Here is a 19,607-nt window from a genome sequence, read left to right as displayed (position 1 = left end):
TTCAACGCTATTTAGAGAGAATTTGATTATCCTCAAGAAAGAACTTTCTTGAGTGATTTATGTACGCCTCCGAGCATGAGTTATTTCGGCATTTTCTGGAACATCTCCCTTATGCCGTAGCAATGGTAGACCGCCAAATGCGCTATCTGGCAGTCTCTCGGCAGTGGGTACAAGTTCACAAACTCGAAGACTCTGACCTAATTGGCCGGCAATTTCACGTAGACTTTGGAATGCCGGTTCATTCGCGCCCTGAGTTGCAGGAAAGTCAAGAACATGGAGTCACCCTCCTGGGATCGCCGGCTACAGTTTCCCATCCAGAATTAGTATCCCAAACAACTGAAAAGCTAACATGGGTGAGTCATCCCTGGCACGAAGACAATGGAGACATTGGAGGGATGATTTTTTCCTTAATTCCCACTTGCTCGTCTCCGGCAAAAGAGAACGAATTATTAAGAGAAAAGGAAGCCTTATTTACTGCTACTTTTGAGCAAGCAGCGGTCGGAATTTCCCATAGCGATCCCCAAGGCCAGTTTACCCACTTCAACCGGAAGTTTTGTGACATTGTGGGTTACACAGGTGAAGAATTGCGAGTTCTATCTTGGATGGATATTACTCATCCAGATGATTTAAATATTGATTGGGAGTCTCAGCGCAGGCTTGTTGCCGGTGAAATTCCCACTTATTCAATTGAAAAACGCTATATTCACAAACAAGGTTTTCCCGTCTGGGTTAACTTAACCGTTTCTTTGATGCGCGATTTTAATGGAGAGTTAAAGTATTTAATTAAAGTTATTGAGGACATTCAAGATCGCAAAATAGCCGAGGCAAAACTTCACAAAAGCGAAGCCGACTTAAAAGCTGCTCAGAAAATTGCTCATGTCGGCAACTGGGAATTTGATGTCATCACCCAAACGATCACTTGGTCTGATGAAATTTTCCGAATCTACGGGCGCGATCCCAACGTAGGAGCGCCCACTTATTTAGAACTTCGGCAAGCTATTCATCCCCATGATTTAGAATACTGGGAAGCACGGATAAACGGGATAATTCGTGAGGGAAAAGCGTGCAAGTTTGAATATCGAATTACTCGCTCGGATGGTAGTATTCGCTACCTCTATGCTCAGGTAGAACCTACACTGATTGAGGAAAAAGTGGTGCGGTTGTTTGGCACGGTTATGGACATCACCGAGCGCAAAATAGCCCAAATTGCCTTACAACAAGCCAATGAGCAACTAGAACAACGCGTTGAAGAACGAACTGCAGAATTAAGACAAACAATTGAACAATTGCAGAGCGAAATTGCCTACCGGCAACAGGCTCAATCACAACTGCGCCAGAGTCAGCGACGCTATGAAACCCTGACACAATTATTGCCGGTGGGAATTTTTCACACTGACAATCAAGGAAACTGTTTGTACACCAACGAACGGTGGCGTGAAATTACCAGCCTCTCAGCAGAACAGGCGCGGGGAGATGGATGGTCTAACGCAATTCATCCCGACGACCGAGCGCGTGTTTTTAGTGAATGGCAACAAGCAACGCAACAAAATGTGCCATTTCAATCAGATTATCGCTTTGCCAAGCTTGATGGCCAGGTCGCTTGGGTTTTCGGTCAGGCAGTTGCGGAGACGGGGGAAGCCGGGGAGGTTTTGGGCTATGTTGGAGCCATTACGGATATTACCGACCGGGTGCTAGCAGAGCAAGCGCTGCGCGACAGTGAAAGGCGGTTCCGGGCGATTTTCGACCAGTCGTTCCAGTTTGTGGGGTTGCTGAAACCGGATGGCACCCTTACACAAGCGAACCAGACAGCGCTCGATTTTGGCGGCATAGAGCCGGCAAATGTGATCGGTCAATTGTTTTGGGAAACACCGTGGTGGAGGCTTTCCACTCAAACTCAAGAACGCTTAAAAGTTGCCATTGCTCAGGCTGCAAGTGGCCAACTTATCCGTTATGAAGTGAATGCTATCGGTGCTGGAGATCAAGTGATAACGGTTGATTTCTCCCTCAAGCCGGTGCTTGACGAGACGGGAGCAGTTGTTTTGCTAATTGCAGAAGGACGCGATATCAGCAAACAGCAAGCATTAGAGGCAGAACTGGCGCAACAGCAAGAACTTTTAAATAGCTTGATCGCCAACGCACCCGTTGGCATTGCCATATTAAATAGCGACTTGCGCTATTTGCAAATTAACGAAACCCTAGCAGCAATTAATGGCGTGCCGGTGGCAGAACATATTGGCAAAACGATGACGGAAATCCTACCCGATATCGCACCCAAGGTAGAACCAATTTATCGGCAGATCCTAGCAACGGGCGAAGCCATACTCAATATTGAAATCTGTGGTGAAACACCCAGGCAGCCTGGAGTGATGGGGACGTGTCTGGTTTCTTGTATTCCCCTGCGCTCAGAGAATAATACTCCCATTGCAATTGGGCTGATAGTGATCGAAATTACCGAACGCAAACAAGCAGAAGCTGCACTTGCCGAGAGCGAAGAACGTTTCCGCAAAATTTTTGATTGCGCTCCCATTGCGATTGCTTTATCTGACGTCAATACGAATCAGTTGGTTAAAGTAAATCATGCTTTGTGTGAGATGTTAAATTATAGCGAATCCGAACTTTTGGAAATGTCAGTCGCTCAAATTAGCCATCCAGAAGACATGGCACAAGAATTAAAATTGGGTGAGGATATAAAAACCGGCGTTTTGGCAACTTCTCAATTTGAAAAGCGTTTCATTACCAAAAATCAGGAAATTGTCTTAGGCAGTTTAAAAGAAACGCTACTGCGAGATCGGGACGGCAACCCCAGCTATTGGCTGGGTATGGTTGAGAATATCACAGAGCGGAAACGAGCAGAAATTGAATTGCAACAGCAAGCGCAACTGCTCGATCAACTATATGACTCAGTGGTAACAGCCGACCTCATCGGCAATATCACAAGATGGAACAAGGGCGCTGAGCGAATCTATGGCTATACAGCCGCAGAAACCATTGGTCAACCTATTAGCTTGCTTTTCCCTGCCGATCAGCATGAGCGCCTGCACAACCTAAGCATTATCTTATTGGAGCAGCAAGGCAGTTATGAAAAGGAATTCAAGGCGCTCCGCAAGTCTGGGGAAGTCTTCGATCTGCTTCTATGCGTTTCACTGGAAAGAGACAGTGAGGGAATTGCGATTGGTAGCATAGGCTACGGCATCGACATTACAGAGCGCAAACGCGCCGAAGCGGAACGTCGCGCGACTGCCCAAAAACTTGAATTGATGATTCAGCAAACTCCGCTTGCTGTCATTGAATGGGGAACACCAGAGCTGACAGTGGTGGGGTGGAACCCCGCATCTGAGAAAATTTTTGGCTACAGTGCCGATGAAGTGATCGGACGCAGTTTGTTCGGACTGATTATCTCAGAAACTACTAGAGAAAACGTCGAGCAAATTCAAGCCGGTTTGCTATCACTTAAGGGGGGATTTCATGCTATCAACGAAAATATAACGAAAGATGGGCGGGCGCTGATTTGTGAATGGCATAATACTCCCCTTGCTGATGAGCAAGGTCAAGTTGTGGGAATTATTTCTTTGGGTTTAGATATTACTGAGCGCGTACAGACAGAAGAGGCGCTGCGTCTAAGTGAGGCACAATTCCGCACCCTCGCTCAACGCGAGGAACTGATTAACCGGCTCACCAGTCAAATTCGTCAATCTCTCAATCTTTCAGAGATTTTAAAAACCACTGTTAATGCAATTCGGGAATTGCTAGAAGTTGAGCGATGTCACTTCAGTTGGTATTGTCCAGAGGGAATTAAGAATGAAGCGTTAATGATCAATTCTCCTTGTTGGGAGACGGTTCAAGAATCCAGACTTCCAGAAACACCCAGCCGTTTGGGTGTGTATCTCGCCAGCGATGTCGGCCCGTTAGGACAAAAAGTTGTAGACTCTGCGGAGGAAATTTGCATTGATGATGTTGACTCGCTTGACGAGCCGGTTTTTCAGGAGTTCTTACGCACTCATGAAATTGCTTCATTCCTGAGTTTTCCAGTTCACACTCGGACGGGTGAAGTGGGGGTGATTGCTTGCATTCGTTCGCCGCATCCTCGTCCGTGGTGCGATAGTGAACGAGAATTATTAAGAGCAATTACCGGCCAATTAGCCATTGCAATTGACCAAGCTGGGCTTTACGAGCAAACGAGCGTTGCTGCGGCAGTTTCCCAAGCTAAAAGTCTGGAGTTAGAACACGCTTTGCGGGAGCTGCAACAAACTCAATCGCAGCTAATTCAGAGCGAAAAAATGTCTTCCTTGGGGCAGTTGGTTGCCGGTGTTGCTCACGAAATTAACAATCCAGTGAGCTTTATCTATGGTAATATTATGCCGGCTCAGGATTACGCGCTTGGTTTGTTGAAACTTCTTCAACTTTATCAGGAGGTTTATCCCCAGCCGCCTGCTAAAATTGAGAATGAAATCAGAAATATTGATTTAGAATTTCTGGCAGAAGATTTGCCGAAATTGCTGGGTTCGATGAAAGTGGGAGCTGAGCGAATTCAAGAAATTGTGCGCTCTTTAAGAAACTTCTCTCGCCTTGATGAAGCGCAAATGAAAGAGGTTAATATTCATGAAGGAATCGACAGCACCTTGATGATTTTGAACAGCCGGCTCAGAGCGAAATCTACTTCTCCTGCTATTGAGGTGATTAAAGAATATGGCGATTTGCCTTTAGTCGAGTGTTATGCCGGCCAACTCAATCAAGTGTTTATGAATTTACTCACCAATGCAATAGATGCCTTGGAAGAACGGGACAGCCGAGGTGCTTCTTTGCAGCAAAGCCGGCAAATTCGGATTCGGACTTCTCTTGTTAATAAAAACAAACTAATCATTTCCATTGCGGACAATGGTTATGGAATTAGTGAGTCCGCCCAACAAAAACTTTTTGATCCCTTCTTCACAACAAAACCCATTGGTAAAGGAACGGGTTTGGGCTTAGCAATTAGTTATCAAATTGTGGTTGAGAAGCATAAAGGCTCGTTGCAATGTGTTTCACAAGTTGGTCGGGGCACAGAGTTTATCATTGAAATTCCGATTGATCAGCACCGCCCTGAGATGAAGTTATGATTCCGATTTCTGATAATCTTCCGAACAGCCGGTTTCCACTTGTTACTTACTTGCTGATTGGTTTTACAATTGCTTTATTTTTTTGGGAACTGAAACTAGAAGTTGCCGGTGAGTTAAGTGATTTTCTCTTAAGTTGGGGAGTCGTACCGGCACGTTTGCACGCTGTAGCGAAAGATGCGATAGCATCGGGAAATCCGGCTGCTTGGTTCATCTTGCTATTCATGTCTTCCCGTTCCCTCCTCTCAGGGATTTTTCTTCACGGCAGCTTTAGCCAAATCTTGGGAAACTTACTGTTTTTATGGGTGTTTGGTAAAAGAGTGGAGGAGCTTTTAGGACATGGGCGATTTCTGGGATTTTATCTCATTTGCGGGCTTTTAACCGGCATTGTGCAAATTTTGGTAGAGCCGGCACTCTCAGTACCTTTAGTGGGGGCTAATGGAGCCATTGCTGGAGTTTTAGGCGCGTATCTTGTGAAGTTTTCCAAAGCAAAGATTGACAGTATTTTGCCGCTAGTTGTTGTATTTATTCCAATGGAAATTCCGGCTTTCTTATACTCAATATTATGGTTTATTCAGCAGCTATTTTACAGCATTGGTCAACTGCTCGTGGTCGGAGGTGTGAACTTTCAAGGAATCGGTTACTGGGCGCATGGAGTTGGTTTGCTCATCGGTGCCGGCTTAGTGCCACTCATGGGAAAACCTCTATCAACAATAGTCAGTGATTAAGTCACTGAATCGCTAACAAATCTGAATATAATTTTTCGGCTAACCAGACAAGTTTACTGAGGCTGGTTGTATCGCAAAACAGGGTTGCGTAAAAAATACAGTCCTGGCGCTGTTGTCTGTTAGCTTAATCTTGGAATTGATGGTAATTTGGATATCTTGAATGAGGGCGTTAATTTTTTGGGCTGATTGTTTGCTCTGAGTTGCAAGTTTGCGAATTTCACCGGCAACAACGGCAAAGCCTTTTCCTTGGTCGCCGGCACGCACTGCTTCAACTGCTGCATTCAGCGTTAACATATTCGTTTGGCCGGCTAGCTCACTCACCAAACTTGAACTATTTCCGATCAGGTTCATTTGCTCATTCAATAGTAGAATTTGAACCGTTAGTGCTGTGACTTTTTCTTGCAGAGTTGACATCCCCTCCAACGTTTGCGCTACCGCTTTAGAACCTTCCTGTGCCCAAATTAATGCCTGCTGTGCGCCGGCAGCATCGGGCAGGATGTATTCAAGATTTCGGTGAGCGTGGGGTGCGGCTTCCTAATATCTGCCTCAATTAAAGTGGAGAAAAGAGTCCAAAAAAGTGAGACAGTGGTCGAATATATTATAAAATGCCCGATTTCATTCAGCCCTTGGTATCCACACCGGCACTGAGCAACCCAAGTTTTGCAAACAATGTTAATCGCAAGAGATTGAGGCATCGAAACCGGCAACCCCAGCCAAAGTAAATTTTTGCCCCGACCTCCCAATTTTTTCACGGGCGGATTAGCATATAGGGGTGAGCAATCTGTACTATCCCCTAAACTCTTTAAAACAAGGCCACTGGTTCAAGCTCATTTGCGGCGCGAGCTTCCAGCATCTCCCTGCTGTTCGGAATTTGACTTTGGCCTATAGCCTAGCCGGCGCTGACTGCATCGATGTGGCAGCAGATCCAGCTGTCATTGCGGCAGCTCAAGAAGCCCTACAGAGTGCCGAAGCGTTGGCACCGGCAGCCCGAAGGCGAGGGTTTAAAGACAGCAAGCGTCCGTGGCTAATGGTGAGCTTGAACGATGGGGAAGATCCTCACTTTCGCAAAGCAGAATTTAACCCAGCGGCTTGTCCCGCTGACTGCCCTCGTCCCTGCGAAAGCATTTGTCCAGCACAAGCAATTGTCTTCCAAGACGCAGATGCGCGAGGAAAAAGCGGGAGTGGCAAACATCAGAAAACCTCTCACATTCAAAATCTTAACGTTGAGCCAGGTTTTTCTGGGGTCATCGACCAGCAGTGCTACGGTTGTGGCCGGTGTTTGCCGGTTTGCCCGATTCAGCAGATTGTCACTCGTTCTTATGTCGCCACACCGGCAGCAGTCGCGCCAATGGTGCTGGCAACCGATGTGGACGCCGTAGAAATTCACACACAAGTGGGGCGTGTGGAGGATTTTCGCAGGCTTTGGGATGCGATCGCCCCGTGGGTTGGTAAGTTGAAGCTAGTCGCCATTAGCTGTGGCGATGGTGAAGGACTGATTGACTACCTGCACGCGCTCTACGAGCTAATTTCGCCGCTGCCATGCCCGTTAATCTGGCAAACCGATGGGCGTCCCATGAGTGGCGACATTGGCGACGGCACGACTCGCGCCGCCGTAAAACTCGGCCAGAAAGTCTTAGCAGCCGGCTTACCGGGCTACGTCCAGCTAGCCGGTGGCACGAATGGCCATACGGTTGCAAAGCTCAAAGCTGCCGGTTTACTCAAACGTGAGGGAACAGCCAGCGGGGAAGAACCTTGTCGCTTGCCTTCACACATCGCCGGCATCGCTTACGGCAGTTATGCCCGTGTTTTGCTCTCACCCGTCTTAGAGCAATTAGAACCCATCACTCAAGCCTTTCCAGTGGCTGCATCTGAGCAAGGAACCCAACTCGCCCGTCTAGAAGACACACCCGAATTGCTTTGGGAAGCTGTGAGTCTGGCAGATTCTTTGGTTAATCAACTCAAATTACCCATAAAATTGCACCAACCCTCGCTTAGCAAATTCCCATGATTTAGCAAATATCGAGTGCTAACTTCTCAGCTTCTACTCTTTTCATTTAATGCCATAATTTTCAACGCAAATCATCTATGGTGCATTCCAACGGTGTGAATCTCTCTGACACGCAAGCCAATCAAGAATCGCCGGTTTTGGTTGACGAAGTCGCTATAGGCAGCATGCAAATTACAGACGATCTGAATAAATTACTAGACATTTTGCCCGAAGAAATTCGCTTGCCGCTGGAGCAACACCCCCAGCTAAGCAAATTAATCGAGGTGGTGATGGATGTGGGCCGGCTCCCAGAGGCTCGCTTTCCAGGTACGGCAGAGTACCTGTCTCAGACGCCGGTTTCCAAAGCCGACCTGATTCATTGCATTGAGCGAGTGGGCCACTTTAGCGGTGATAACCGAGCCGGCATCGAGCAAACCTTGCACCGAATTAGTGCGATGCGGAATCGTGCCGGTGAAGTGATTGGCTTGACTTGTCGCGTCGGGCGAGCCGTTTTTGGGACGATTGGCATGATCCGCGACTTGGTGGAAACCGGCCAATCAATTTTAATGCTCGGTCGCCCCGGTGTGGGCAAAACTACGGCGCTGCGGGAAATTGCGCGGGTGCTGGCAGATGAATTAAACAAGCGGGTGGTGATTATTGACACCTCGAATGAAATTGCCGGTGATGGCGATATTCCCCACCCCGCAATCGGTCGCGCTCGCCGGATGCAGGTTTCGCGTCCAGAACTTCAGCATCACGTGATGATTGAAGCGGTGGAAAACCATATGCCAGAAGTCATCGTGATTGATGAAATTGGCACGGAATTGGAAGCGCAGGCGGCTCGCACGATTGCTGAGCGCGGCGTGCAGTTGGTTGGCACGGCTCACGGGAATCAAATTGAAAATTTGATTAAAAACCCGACCCTGGCGGATCTGATCGGCGGTATCCAGGCGGTGACGCTGGGAGATGAAGAGGCGAGACGCCGGGGTTCTCAAAAAACGGTGCTGGAACGTAAGGCACCGCCAACGTTTGAGATTGCGGTGGAAATGCTGGAACGTGAGCGTTGGGTGGTGCACGAGCAAGTTGCGGAAACGGTGGATAATTTACTGCGAGGCCGGCAACCGAATCCGCAAACCAGGACAGTGAGCGAAACCGGCAAGGTGACGATTACGCGGGAGTTGCCCAGTGTGCCGGCGGCTCCGCCATCGCGCTCGGTGACGCCGGTACGAGGGAACACCGGCTGGCGAGCTTCGGGGCAAATGACGCCGGTGCCGGTGCTGCGAGAGGTTGGGGATTTGTCGGAGGAGAAGTATTTTGAGCAACTGCTGGATGCTTCTCTGCAGCCTAGTAGTTTTGGCAGAATGCAACTCGACGATGCCGACGACTTTGGCGGGACTGCCGGCCCGAATGGGGAAGATTTGCCGCTGCACGTTTATCCCTATGCGGTGAGCCGGCATCAACTAGAGCAAGTGATTCGGGTGCTGAAGTTGCCGGTGGTGCTAACGAAAGATATAGACGGTGCGGATGCAATTTTGGCGCTGCGTTCCCATATCAAAAACCAGTCTAAGTTACGGCACATTTCCAAAGCTCGGCATCTGCCGATTTATACGATTAAATCGAGCAGTATTCCCCAAATTACTCGCGCACTCAGGCGGTTGCTGGATATGGACGACCCCAGCAGTCCTGATATGGCAGAACTCAGCCTCTTTGCCCACAACGGCAGTGAAGATGAGATTGAAGCACTGGAAGAAGCACGCCTTGCTGTGGAGCAAATTGTGATTCCTAAAGGGCAGCCGGTGGAGTTACTGCCTCGCTCTCCTAAAGTCCGCAAGATGCAACACGAGTTGGTTGAGCATTACCGGCTCAAGTCTTCGAGTTTTGGCGAAGAGCCAAACCGGCGCTTGCGGATCTACCCCGCCTAAGTGAGCGCTCACTTCAAATCTCACAACTAATTGTTAGAAGTCAGGATAGATTATTAACATTTTATTCTGGCTTCTTCTCTTTTTTCTCTCCATTCTTAATTGCCTCTCCCGGTCTAAAATCTCCAACCTAAAATTTAAAAACCTGGAAGGTTCGGCAATGAGGTTCAGTATTCTAAGAACGGGAATTTCGATTTGTAAAATTTAGCTCAATTTCAAACTTCATCTTTAATTTCAGCATCACTATTACTGAAAAACCTGTCAACTGTTTTACGCAGTTGTTCTGCATTAAACGGCTTGGTTAAATATTCTGTTGCGCCGGCAAGACGCCCCTGTACCTTATCAAACAGTCCGTCTCTTGCCGTTAGCATAATAATGGGCAGTTCTTGAAACTGAGGCAAGTTTCGCACGGTGCGACACAGTTCCAACCCATCAATTCCTGGCATTGTCACATCTAGCAACAAGCCGGAAATTGGTTCATGATAAATAATTGACAGTGCATCCACTGCATTATCTGCCACTAGAATTCGGTAGTTTCCTTCCAGGGTTCGTTTGAGCAGTTCCAGCATAACAGGACTGTCATCCACTGCTAAAATCGTCGGGACAGAATTGGAATTTGAAGGCATCATTTCCTTTAATGACTATGAGGACGTTGAAACCTGGTTGGTAAAGACATAGTCAAAATATTTTGTAATTTTGATAAAAGATATTACTTTAGTTGCCGATTCATTTCTGCAATTAATCATACCCTTAATCTGATTTAAACGCTTTAAATTCAATAATAAGCCAATTGCAACCCCCATAGTTGTGCTGACTCAGATTAGCTTAAGAGTTTTTAACTATTTTCACCGGCACCACGCAGAAGATAAACTTAAAGAAAGAATCGCGACACAAGAGGCGCTGAGCAATCGGCCAGCGATGACTGGGCCTGCAAACCTCAAGACTCTTCTTTTATTCTAACGGGTGAGGTGCCGGTAAAATATGGCTGACGAGTTTTAGGATAGCTATCCAACCTCAAGCATACAGGCGATTGGCTCAGCACAATCGATAGAAAGGATTTGACCGGCTGTGGGGAAAATTTATCACAGAACGAGACAGCAGTTGGATGAAAAAAACTTGAAATTTGTTTGAATAACTTAAAGAAAAAATTAAATCCATCTGATAGCCAAATAGGTTTTTTGGGAATTCTGTAGAAAGTCAGGTCTAATCGACCCGATCCACAGGCTCAACAAGTGGCAGGGAGCAAGCTAACGGGTGAATTTACAGGTTTGCCTCAAGGTATTAAGACCTAAGAGCCGGCAAAATCGCCATCATTCATAAAAATAATTGATGCTCGTAGCGAACTTAAATCAACATATCTCTGAAACGCATAGCTGCTGATAGATAGAAGATTTAAACATCGTTAAGTGCAAACCTCAACAAGATTCTGAAATGTTCCGATGGGGGAGGATCGCAGAGAAATGAAAGCACATTCGCCTGAGTTCGCGCCACTAAAAAGTGATGACCCGTGTCGGTTAACTGTTCTTAACACTGCTTCGGAAGCAGGCTTAGAGGAATTGACTCGCTTAGCGACCTATATTTGCCAAATGCCGGTGGCCTTTATCAGCCTCAGTAATGGGAACCGGCAGTGGATCAAATCTCAAGTCGGACTGACGAAAAGTGCAGCCTATCGATATCGTGCTTTATGCTATCATGTCAGCCGGCAATCTGAGCTATTAATTGTCAAGGATCTGCCAGCAGATGCTCAGTTAACCCCCCCACAGTCAACCGATCAACCGTCAGAAGATCTGACTGAGCCGGCCCAAGTGTTGACGCAAGGCAGCCGGCAACTGCGGTTTTACGCCGGCTACCCTTTAACCACCCCGGCAGGTGTCCCCCTCGGCGCACTTTCCCTCATGGACTATGAGCCGCACGAACTCAAACCCGAACAACAGCAGGCATTGCGGACTCTCAGCAGTCAAATTGTCGCTTACCTGACACTGAGCCGGCTCACCAAGTTAGAACCCAGTATTGCAGAAGCAGCTTTTAACTCATCGGGCCGGCAAAACAAAGGCACCGAAGCCAGCTTTGAGATCACCGAACTACTGCAAGTAGAGGAAGCACTAAGCCAGCGGCAGATTGTGAATATCTTAGAAAACATCACAGATGGGTTCTTTACCTTAGATCGCAAAGGTTGCTTCACTTACTTAAACTCTCAAGCCGAAATCCTTTTGCAGCGCACCCGCGATGAATTAATGGGAGCTTGTGTTTGGGATGAGTTTCCAGAATTGCTTAATTCCTCTTTTTACACTAATTTTGATCGGGTCTTTTCTGAGCGAATGACCCTTAATTTCGAGTTCTTTTATTCCTCATTAAAAACTTGGTTGGAGGTACGAGCTTATCCTTACGAAAGTGGGGTATGTGTTTATTTGCTGGACGTGACAGATCGCAAACAAACACAGGCAATGAGCAACAAGCGATCACAATTGTGGGCTTTAGGTGCAGCGGTCGGCTTAGCACTAGCACAGGGTGGGCCTTTAGCCGAAGCCCTCAATCGTTGCACCCAAGCAATTGAGGAGCATTTAAATGCGTTAGGAGTTCGCATTTGGATATCGAAAGGCTCTAACAAACCCTTAGAACTCGAAGCGACATCTGGGCAGCCAACACACCCTGAAGACGCCTCTGGAGAAGCGTCTATCATCGATTTCATTGCCAACAACCAGCAGCCCCTCAGCGGTCAGTTGCGTTCGATCAGCGGCAAACTGAAAGGAGTTAGCGGCCATCCGGTTCCTGAAAAAGCCATCAGGCATGACTCTGATATGGAGAGTCCGATGTGTTTTATAGGCTATCCCCTTGTTGTCGAGGGGCAGTTAGTGGGGGTTATGGCTTTGTACCACCGGCAGCCTTTAACTGAGGATGCCCGCATTTTGCTAGAGTGGGCCGCCAATAGCATTGCCCTGGCCATTGACCGCGCTTGGGCACATGAAGCGCTGCTCAAACGCAGAGAAGGGTTGTTGTTTCGTCTGGCTAACCAAATTCGCAATTCTCTCGATCTCAACACAATTCTGGAAACAGCGGTGCATGAGATCCGCAATTTGTTGCAGATTGATCGCTGCCATTTTCTGTGGTACTTGCCCCATCCAGAAACGCCGAGTCTGATGGTGACTCATGAAGCCCGAAATATTGAACTGCCGAGTCTGCTAAGGGATTGCCCAGCTCAGCATATCGACTTTTTAGCCGGTAAAATCCAGAATATGCAGATCCTGCGAGTGGATAGTGTGGATCTCGAAACCGACCTAGACCTACAGACGCAAGCTTTGCTGAAGGGTTTGGGGATGACGTCTCAACTGCTGCTGCCTTTAGCAACCCGATCCGGTCAGCAAGGTGCTATAGTTTGCAGCCATTGCAGTGGCCCACGACCTTGGAACGACAGCGAGGTGGAACTGCTGCAAGCGGTGGTTAATCAACTGGCTATCGCGATTGACCAAGCTGAACTTTATGCTCAAACTCATGCCGCAGCGCTGGCAGCTCAAACCCAGGCGCAACAGTTGAGTGAGGCATTGCAAAATCTCAAGCAGACGCAAGCGCAGCTGGTTCAAAGTGAGAAGATGTCTAGCCTCGGTCAAATGGTTGCCGGTGTCGCCCATGAAATTAACAATCCCGTTAATTTTATCTATGGCAACCTGACTTATGCCAGCAGCTACATTAAAGAAATTCTGACTTTATTAGACCTTTATCAACAGCATTATCCCCAGCCGGTGCCGGCCATTCAACAGCGCCTTGAGGACATAGATTTAGAATTTTTAATTGAAGACTTGCCGAAAATTTTATCCTCAATGGAGATGGGTTCCGACCGCATCCGGCAGATTGTTTTGTCTTTGCGGAATTTTTCTCGGCTAGATGAGGCAGAAAAGAAATGTGTGGATATCCATGAAGGACTGGATAACACGTTGCTAATTTTGCATAACCGCTTGAAATCGAAAGGGAAAAATTCTGGCATTGAAGTTGTTAAACACTATGGAAATATTCCTCAGGTTGAGTGCTATGCCGGCCAGATGAATCAGGTGTTTATGAATATTCTGACGAATGCGGTTGATGTCTTGGAAAGTGAACGTGATTCCCGCACAATTACAATTCGGACTCAGCTTTTAGATAAAAATGGAGACGTGCTGCCGGCAGCCTCTGCCCCAACCGTTCGTCCGGCCCATCTCTTGATTCGCATTGCTGACAATGGCCCTGGTATGACAGAAGAAGTCAAGCGGCGCTTGTTTGACCCGTTCTTTACAACCAAGCCGGTGGGCAAAGGCACCGGACTGGGGCTATCAATTAGCTACCAAATCGTGGTGGAAAAACATGGCGGAGTTCTTAAATGTTTTTCGGAGGTGGGGAAAGGCTCAGAGTTTTGGATTCAAATTCCTCTACTCTCAAATTAAAAGGAGACATTCATTCCTTAAAAATTAACAATCTATTTTATACTTCTCAGATTTTTATTTAAATGCTACAGTTTGAATTCCCTATCTATCGCCGGCACTGTTAGCTATCAAAAATTTATCTAATTTTTGGGTTTAGCAGAAAAATATAACACTTGCTTAATCTGCCTGCTATAGGGGTTTACCACTCGCTGAGTGGAGGCTACACTGTAGAGTCCGGTGAGTGCAGATGATCTCTCCTCAGTTGCCGGCGCTACCGGCTCATTTTCCCCACCCCCACTTTCTTGTTCTAAAACCTCCCAGCCACCTGTAACCGGGCAAACAGCGCTTTATTTAAAATATCAGTAGATCCACTGAGATTTTGTGTCGGCAATTTTCTGACTTAAAAATATGAAACCTTTAAAAATTCTTTAGAAATATAAAATTTTTGTTATTTTTAGTAAAAAAAGTTAACTTTCAGGCACATTAGCTTATAAGCTGCTTATAGGGGAATAGTAAGGTAAAGTTCAAAAATCTTACTCGCATTTATGGCTTTGAATCCCGCTTCTCTATAGCCGGTTGCTCTCGATTAACGCAAAAATGATTTTAAATTTTAATATTTGACGATTTCGGCATCCATTGGCGGGTTGGCAGTTTAGCCAAACCATTAAAGTCGATCACTTGCCATTACGTGTAGCAAGCGTCATAAAGGAAGAAGAAGCCAACGATTCGGCAAGTTTGTGAAAACCTCGTAATAGTAACTCTCGTATTGGTAGATTTTTCAAAGGAAATAGGGCTTTGTGTCAGGGATATTTCTCATGAATGACGCTTTAATAGAGCAATTTATCAACCTAATCTCCGCAACTACCGGCTTGTACGTTCGTGGACAAGATCGCGACGCTTTGCAAAAGAAAATTTTGCTCCGGATGAAGTTGCTAAAATTGTCAATTCCAGACGAGTATTACCAACTGTTGGAAGCGGGGACAAATCCCAATAATCCAATAGATGCAGTACAAAGTGAATACGAATGGAAAGAACTGACTCTTTTGCTAACCGTTTGCGAGAGTTATTTCTTTCGAGATCGAGGTCAGTTCAATCTGCTCAAAAATTATATTTTGCCTGAATTAATAGAACGTCAAAAGCCAATGCGTTCGCTGCGAATTTGGAGTGCCGGCTGTTCTACGGGCGAAGAACCTTATTCTTTGGCAATTCTTCTTCAAGAAATGATTCCAGACTGGGAACAGTGGGATATTTTAATTTTAGGGACTGATATCAATCAAGTCAATATAGAGAAAGCCAAACTGGGACTGTACAGTTCTTGGTCATTCCGCATGGTAGATCCCAATTTACAGCAGCAGCATTTCTCTAAGCATAGAGCCGAATGGCAAGTGGTCGAACGAATTCGGAAGATGGTAACATTTCAGTATGGGAATTTAGTTAAAGATCCCTGTCCAAACATTAATGCCGACATCTATAGTATGGATTTAATTATCTGTCGGAATGTGTTTGTATATTTTTCAGCTCAAGCAATTTCTTTAGTGTTAAAGAAGTTTTATCACGCCCTCAGACCAGGAGCGTATTTAATGACGGCTCACGCAGAGCTTTATGCCCAATCTATGGGGCATTTCCGGGCTAAAGTCTATCCAGAATCAGTTGTTTATAAACGATGTGAAAATGTCTCAAATGAACCAGCCATAGGCGGTTTGCCACAAGAAACTCACTCGCAGAGGTTAAGTGATCACGAGAGTACAACCTGGCTTTCAGAAAATTTTAATCAATTTGTAGTTAAAGAATTGCCGGCAGTTGAAAGAATGCCCACAACTGCAACATTTTCCACCTCCCCCAAAGGCCCAATTAATTCAATTCAATCCTCTCACCTTCCCCTTAAAACAGCCGCCCCCACCTCAATCATCCCGAAGACTACCGCTTCACAAACCAGGGATTCAAAAGCAGAGATTTCTCAAGAGCAAATGGCTCAAGAACTCTTGATTGAGGCAGAAACGCTCTTTCTAAAAGAAGCTTATTTTGAGGCTATTAAAAAAACACAACAACTCATCACATTACAACCCGCTCAGTTTGCCGCTCATTATCTAATGGCTCAGGCGTATGCAAATTTGGGGCAGTATGAAAAAGCGAGTGTTGCTTGTCATCGCGCCATTCAATTAGATTCTCTCTCCGCAGAACCTTACTACTTACTCGCTCATATTGCTGAAGAGCAAGGAGATATTGAGGAGGCAAAAATGTTTTGCAAACGTATTATCTATTTGGCACCTTCTTCTATCTTTGCCTATCTTGAGCTTGCTTCACTATACGAGCGGGAAGGAGATATGCAAAGAGCAAAAAAAATGCGAACGACAGCAGTTGAGCTGCTCAAAGAAATACAACCAAATGCCATTATAGAACACCCCAGTCAGTTGAAAGCTTCTGAATTATTACAGTATGTCCAAAAAATGCTGAAAAATTATGCCTAGTTGCAAGCGTGACTGCCGGCATCCAACGCTCTTAAAATCAGCAAAAAAAACTGATCACGGTTTTATCCATTTTTTGCCAAGAGTGAAATGCTTGGGTGCATCCCAGATTTGTCAAAATATTGTCACAGGGAGCATCTTGCTCCCAGAGATTACAGTAAGCGGGCAAGGTGCCCGCCCTACTATTTACAAAAATAGGAGGCTCCCGAAATGCTTCCCTCTCTGTAAAATTTTTAACAATCAATCTCTGCTTTGAAAATACCCGCGCCGGCGTCTAAAAATGTTCTGAAAATTCTCGAAAGTTGATTGATAATTTAAATACATTTATAATAAATTTAATAATCTTAACTAACCTTAAATAGAATTTTGCGATAAATCCATATAAAATTTAAGTTAAAAACTGGCTTCCCCAGACATCAAGTGGGGATATTCTTATAGAATATCCTTGAGATCGTCTTTTATATCTAAAATTTCACCCCATCAAGATGGAAAATAAATCTTATCTTATTTTCGAGCTTAATGGTTCCCGTTATGGTGTAGAAGCGTTCTGCGTTCAGGAGATTTTCTTCCTGCCAGAGTTAACACCAATTACAGACGCACCCCGCGATATTGTGGGTGTCGTCAATCTTCGAGGCAATATTGTGCCTATTATGGATCTCGAAGTACGTCTTGGGCACCGAACACGGGAATTCCAACTTTCAGACAGCGTAATCATCCTAGACTTGCAAGGATTTCAGATTGGTATTATTGTCAATCAAGTCCAAGAAGTTCTAGACCTTGTGGCAGAAGAGGTTTCAACAGAACTACTCTACGGGCGAAAAATTTCCGATAATTCCCACAACTTTTTAAGCGGCGTCGCTAAAATGGCTGGTGGCATTGTGATGCTACTAAACGCCAAAAATTTAGTTTATTACTCTGACACGGTTGAAGCGTTAATCCCCGAAAAAATTCCAAAGAGTGCTCAAGAAACTGAAGCGTTTCTGGCAACCCAACGTGTGTTCTGCCCCCATGCAACCCCAGAGGAACGAGCAATTTTTCGGTTGCGTGCCGAAAATCTCATGCTCTCTACATCTCGGCAGGATTTTGCCGGCTTAACGCCCTTAGCCGTTATTGGTTTAAATGGAGAGTATTTTGGATTTGAATTAGAGTTGGTGCGAGAATTTACCGATCTCCGCAAGATTACGCCAATTCCTTGTACGCCGGCACATATTATTGGAAATATGAATCTGCGGGGTGAAATTATCACAATCATCGATATTCGGAGTTTGCTGAACCTGTCAGTGGCTGGAAGTAGTACGAACGCTAAAGCAATGGTAATTCACGTCGATGATCTCGTTGCCGGCGTCACTGTCGATGAAGTTTTTGATGTCATGTACTTGCAACCTTCAGACATGAGGCCGGTTCCCGCAGCCGTTCATTCCAGCAATGATGAATATCTGCGAGGGACTGCTCCCTACCGGGAAAAAATGATGAGCATTCTAGATATGTCGAAAATTATCACCAAAGGAGAGTTAATTGTGAATGAAGAAATTTAATTATTGCTTCGCCTTCTCAACCTAAAGTAAAAATATTGGGTGCATCGTCTCTACAGGAAAACTAAAATTTTTCATTCGAGTCTTTATCCGCCAAGCAATCAAAATTGGTAGAACTTGCTTATTCCTATTTTGAGTTAATTGTTCTTAAAATCATGAAACTTAATCAATTGCGGTTAGGCTTAAAATCTAAATTTACTAATAAACTAGGTTCTACAGAAATATCCAGAAGTTTTATATTATTGCTCTGCATCATTATCTGTATCAAAGGATTGACAAGTTGCACTTTTACCGCAACCTCGCCAGCCTTAACAGTATCTGCTGCCGCCAGTTTAAAAGAGTCGCTTGAAGAAATTCAAGAAATTTATACAAAAGACAAACCGAGCGCGTCATTAATTTATAATTTTGGAGCTTCTGGTGCCCTCCAGCAACAAATTGAACAGGGAGCGCCGGTGGATATTTTCATCTCTGCTTCCCCTCAGCAAATGGATGCGTTGCAGAAAAAAGGTCTGTTAATGAGTGAGACTCGTAAAAACCTACTAAAAAATCAACTGGTTTTAGTTGAACCTAAAAACTCGCCATCACTCTCTGATTTTAAAGATTTAGCCAGTGATCGCGTAAAAAAAATAGCCCTTGGAGAACCGCAAACCGTACCCGTTGGCAAATACGCGCAAGAAGTTCTCAGTTTTTTTCAAATTGCAGATAAAGTTAAACCAAAAGTTGTTTTTGCTAAAGATGTTCGTCAAGTTTTAACTTATGTAGAAAGGGGTGACGTGGATGCCGGCATCGTCTATAAAACGGACGCCATGCACTCAGCTAAGGTCAAAATTGTGGCAGTTGCACCCGCTCAGTCTCATTCACCCATTATTTATCCAGCAGCCGTCATTAAAGACAGCAAAAACATCCCAAAAGCTCAAGAATATGTAGAGTTTCTTGCTAGCAATCGGGCTGCATCTGTGTTTAGGAAATACGGATTTACCATTCCTGCCGGTGAGTCTGGGGTTCTTCCCTAAGTAAAAAATTATACAAACAAAAAAGCGCCCCCATTTCTGAGAGCGCTTTTTTAATCAATCGCTAAAACTTAGCCATTAATAGAAGGAGCAGTTAAAGCAACAGGTGTTTGCTCGCCGGCTGCCAAATCAAGCGGGAAGTTGTGAGCATTACGTTCGTGCATCACTTCCATCCCCAAGTTAGCCCGGTTGATCACATCAGCCCAGGTATTGATAACGCGACCTTGTGAATCGATTACCGACTGGTTGAAGTTGAAACCGTTGAGGTTAAACGCCATTGTGCTGATACCCAAGGCGGTGAACCAAATTCCGATCACCGGCCATGCACCTAAGAAGAAGTGCAAGGAACGGCTGTTGTTGAAGGAAGCGTATTGGAAGATTAACCGACCGAAGTAGCCGTGGGCTGCAACGATGTTGTAGGTTTCTTCTTCTTGACCGAACTTGTAACCGTAGTTCTGAGATTCCACTTCGGTGGTTTCACG

10 protein-coding genes and 1 pseudogene are annotated in these 19,607 nt (G+C 45.7%); 8 read left to right on the top strand and 3 right to left on the bottom strand.

From position 1 onward, the window contains the following. Positions 1-59 precede the first annotated feature (59 nt). Positions 60-5,096, top strand: coding sequence for a PAS domain S-box protein (locus H6F73_RS04680; RefSeq protein WP_190757652.1), 5,037 nt, complete (start codon positions 60-62; stop codon positions 5,094-5,096). Beyond that, on the top strand, positions 5,093-5,821 hold the full coding sequence (locus H6F73_RS04675) for a rhomboid family intramembrane serine protease (protein ID WP_190757651.1): 729 nt from the start codon (positions 5,093-5,095) through the stop codon (positions 5,819-5,821). The genes H6F73_RS04680 and H6F73_RS04675 overlap by 4 nt, the downstream gene beginning before the upstream one ends. 39 nt (positions 5,822-5,860) lie before the next feature. On the opposite strand, the gene H6F73_RS04670 is transcribed toward H6F73_RS04675, so the two are convergent. Then, the gene (locus tag H6F73_RS04670) at positions 5,861-6,316 is read right to left on the bottom strand and encodes a methyl-accepting chemotaxis protein (protein WP_199330453.1); all 456 of its coding nucleotides are present in this window, start codon (positions 6,314-6,316) and stop codon (positions 5,861-5,863) included. A gap of 277 nt (positions 6,317-6,593) precedes the next feature. Between H6F73_RS04670 and H6F73_RS04665 the strand changes: the two genes are divergently transcribed. Together H6F73_RS04665 and H6F73_RS04660 are read left to right on the top strand one after the other, a co-directional pair. Beyond that, the gene (locus tag H6F73_RS04665) at positions 6,594-7,829 is read left to right on the top strand and encodes an LdpA C-terminal domain-containing domain (protein WP_190757650.1); all 1,236 of its coding nucleotides are present in this window, start codon (positions 6,594-6,596) and stop codon (positions 7,827-7,829) included. A 164-nt stretch (positions 7,830-7,993) separates the two neighbouring features. Next, on the top strand, positions 7,994-9,730 hold the full coding sequence (locus tag H6F73_RS04660; protein WP_190758306.1) for a R3H domain-containing nucleic acid-binding protein: 1,737 nt from the start codon (positions 7,994-7,996) through the stop codon (positions 9,728-9,730). Positions 9,731-9,942: 212 nt separating this feature from the next. On the opposite strand, the gene H6F73_RS04655 is transcribed toward H6F73_RS04660, so the two are convergent. Next, on the bottom strand, positions 9,943-10,353 hold the full coding sequence (locus H6F73_RS04655) for a response regulator (protein ID WP_190758305.1): 411 nt from the start codon (positions 10,351-10,353) through the stop codon (positions 9,943-9,945). Between the two features lie 834 nt (positions 10,354-11,187). Here H6F73_RS04655 and H6F73_RS04650 point away from each other — a divergent pair. From H6F73_RS04650 to modA, 4 genes are all read left to right on the top strand, one after another. Further along, positions 11,188-14,139 carry a GAF domain-containing protein gene (locus H6F73_RS04650; protein WP_242072337.1) on the top strand — a complete coding sequence of 984 codons (2,952 nt, stop codon included), beginning with the start codon at positions 11,188-11,190 and terminating at the stop codon, positions 14,137-14,139. 794 nt (positions 14,140-14,933) lie between these two features. Continuing rightward, positions 14,934-16,586 (top strand): protein-glutamate O-methyltransferase CheR, encoded by a 1,653-nt coding sequence (locus H6F73_RS04645; RefSeq protein ID WP_190757648.1) that lies wholly within the window; start codon positions 14,934-14,936, stop codon positions 16,584-16,586. 482 nt (positions 16,587-17,068) lie between these two features. After that, positions 17,069-18,118: a chemotaxis protein CheW gene (locus tag H6F73_RS04640; RefSeq protein ID WP_190757647.1), complete on the top strand. Its 1,050-nt coding sequence runs from the start codon at positions 17,069-17,071 to the stop codon at positions 18,116-18,118. A gap of 269 nt (positions 18,119-18,387) precedes the next feature. Beyond that, a complete protein-coding gene (gene modA, locus H6F73_RS04635) occupies positions 18,388-19,128 on the top strand; it encodes a molybdate ABC transporter substrate-binding protein (RefSeq protein ID WP_242072336.1) in 741 nt (246 codons plus the stop codon). A 68-nt stretch (positions 19,129-19,196) separates the two neighbouring features. Here modA and H6F73_RS04630 read toward each other — a convergent pair. Beyond that, positions 19,197-19,607 (bottom strand): annotated as a pseudogene (locus H6F73_RS04630) (photosystem II q(b) protein); the annotation flags it as partial.

This window comes from Microcoleus sp. FACHB-68 (assembly GCF_014695715.1).
Classification (GTDB): Bacteria; Cyanobacteriota; Cyanobacteriia; order Cyanobacteriales; family Oscillatoriaceae; genus FACHB-68.
Note: the sequence above shows the minus strand (reverse complement) of the source record. Positions and strands in the feature narration are given on the sequence as shown.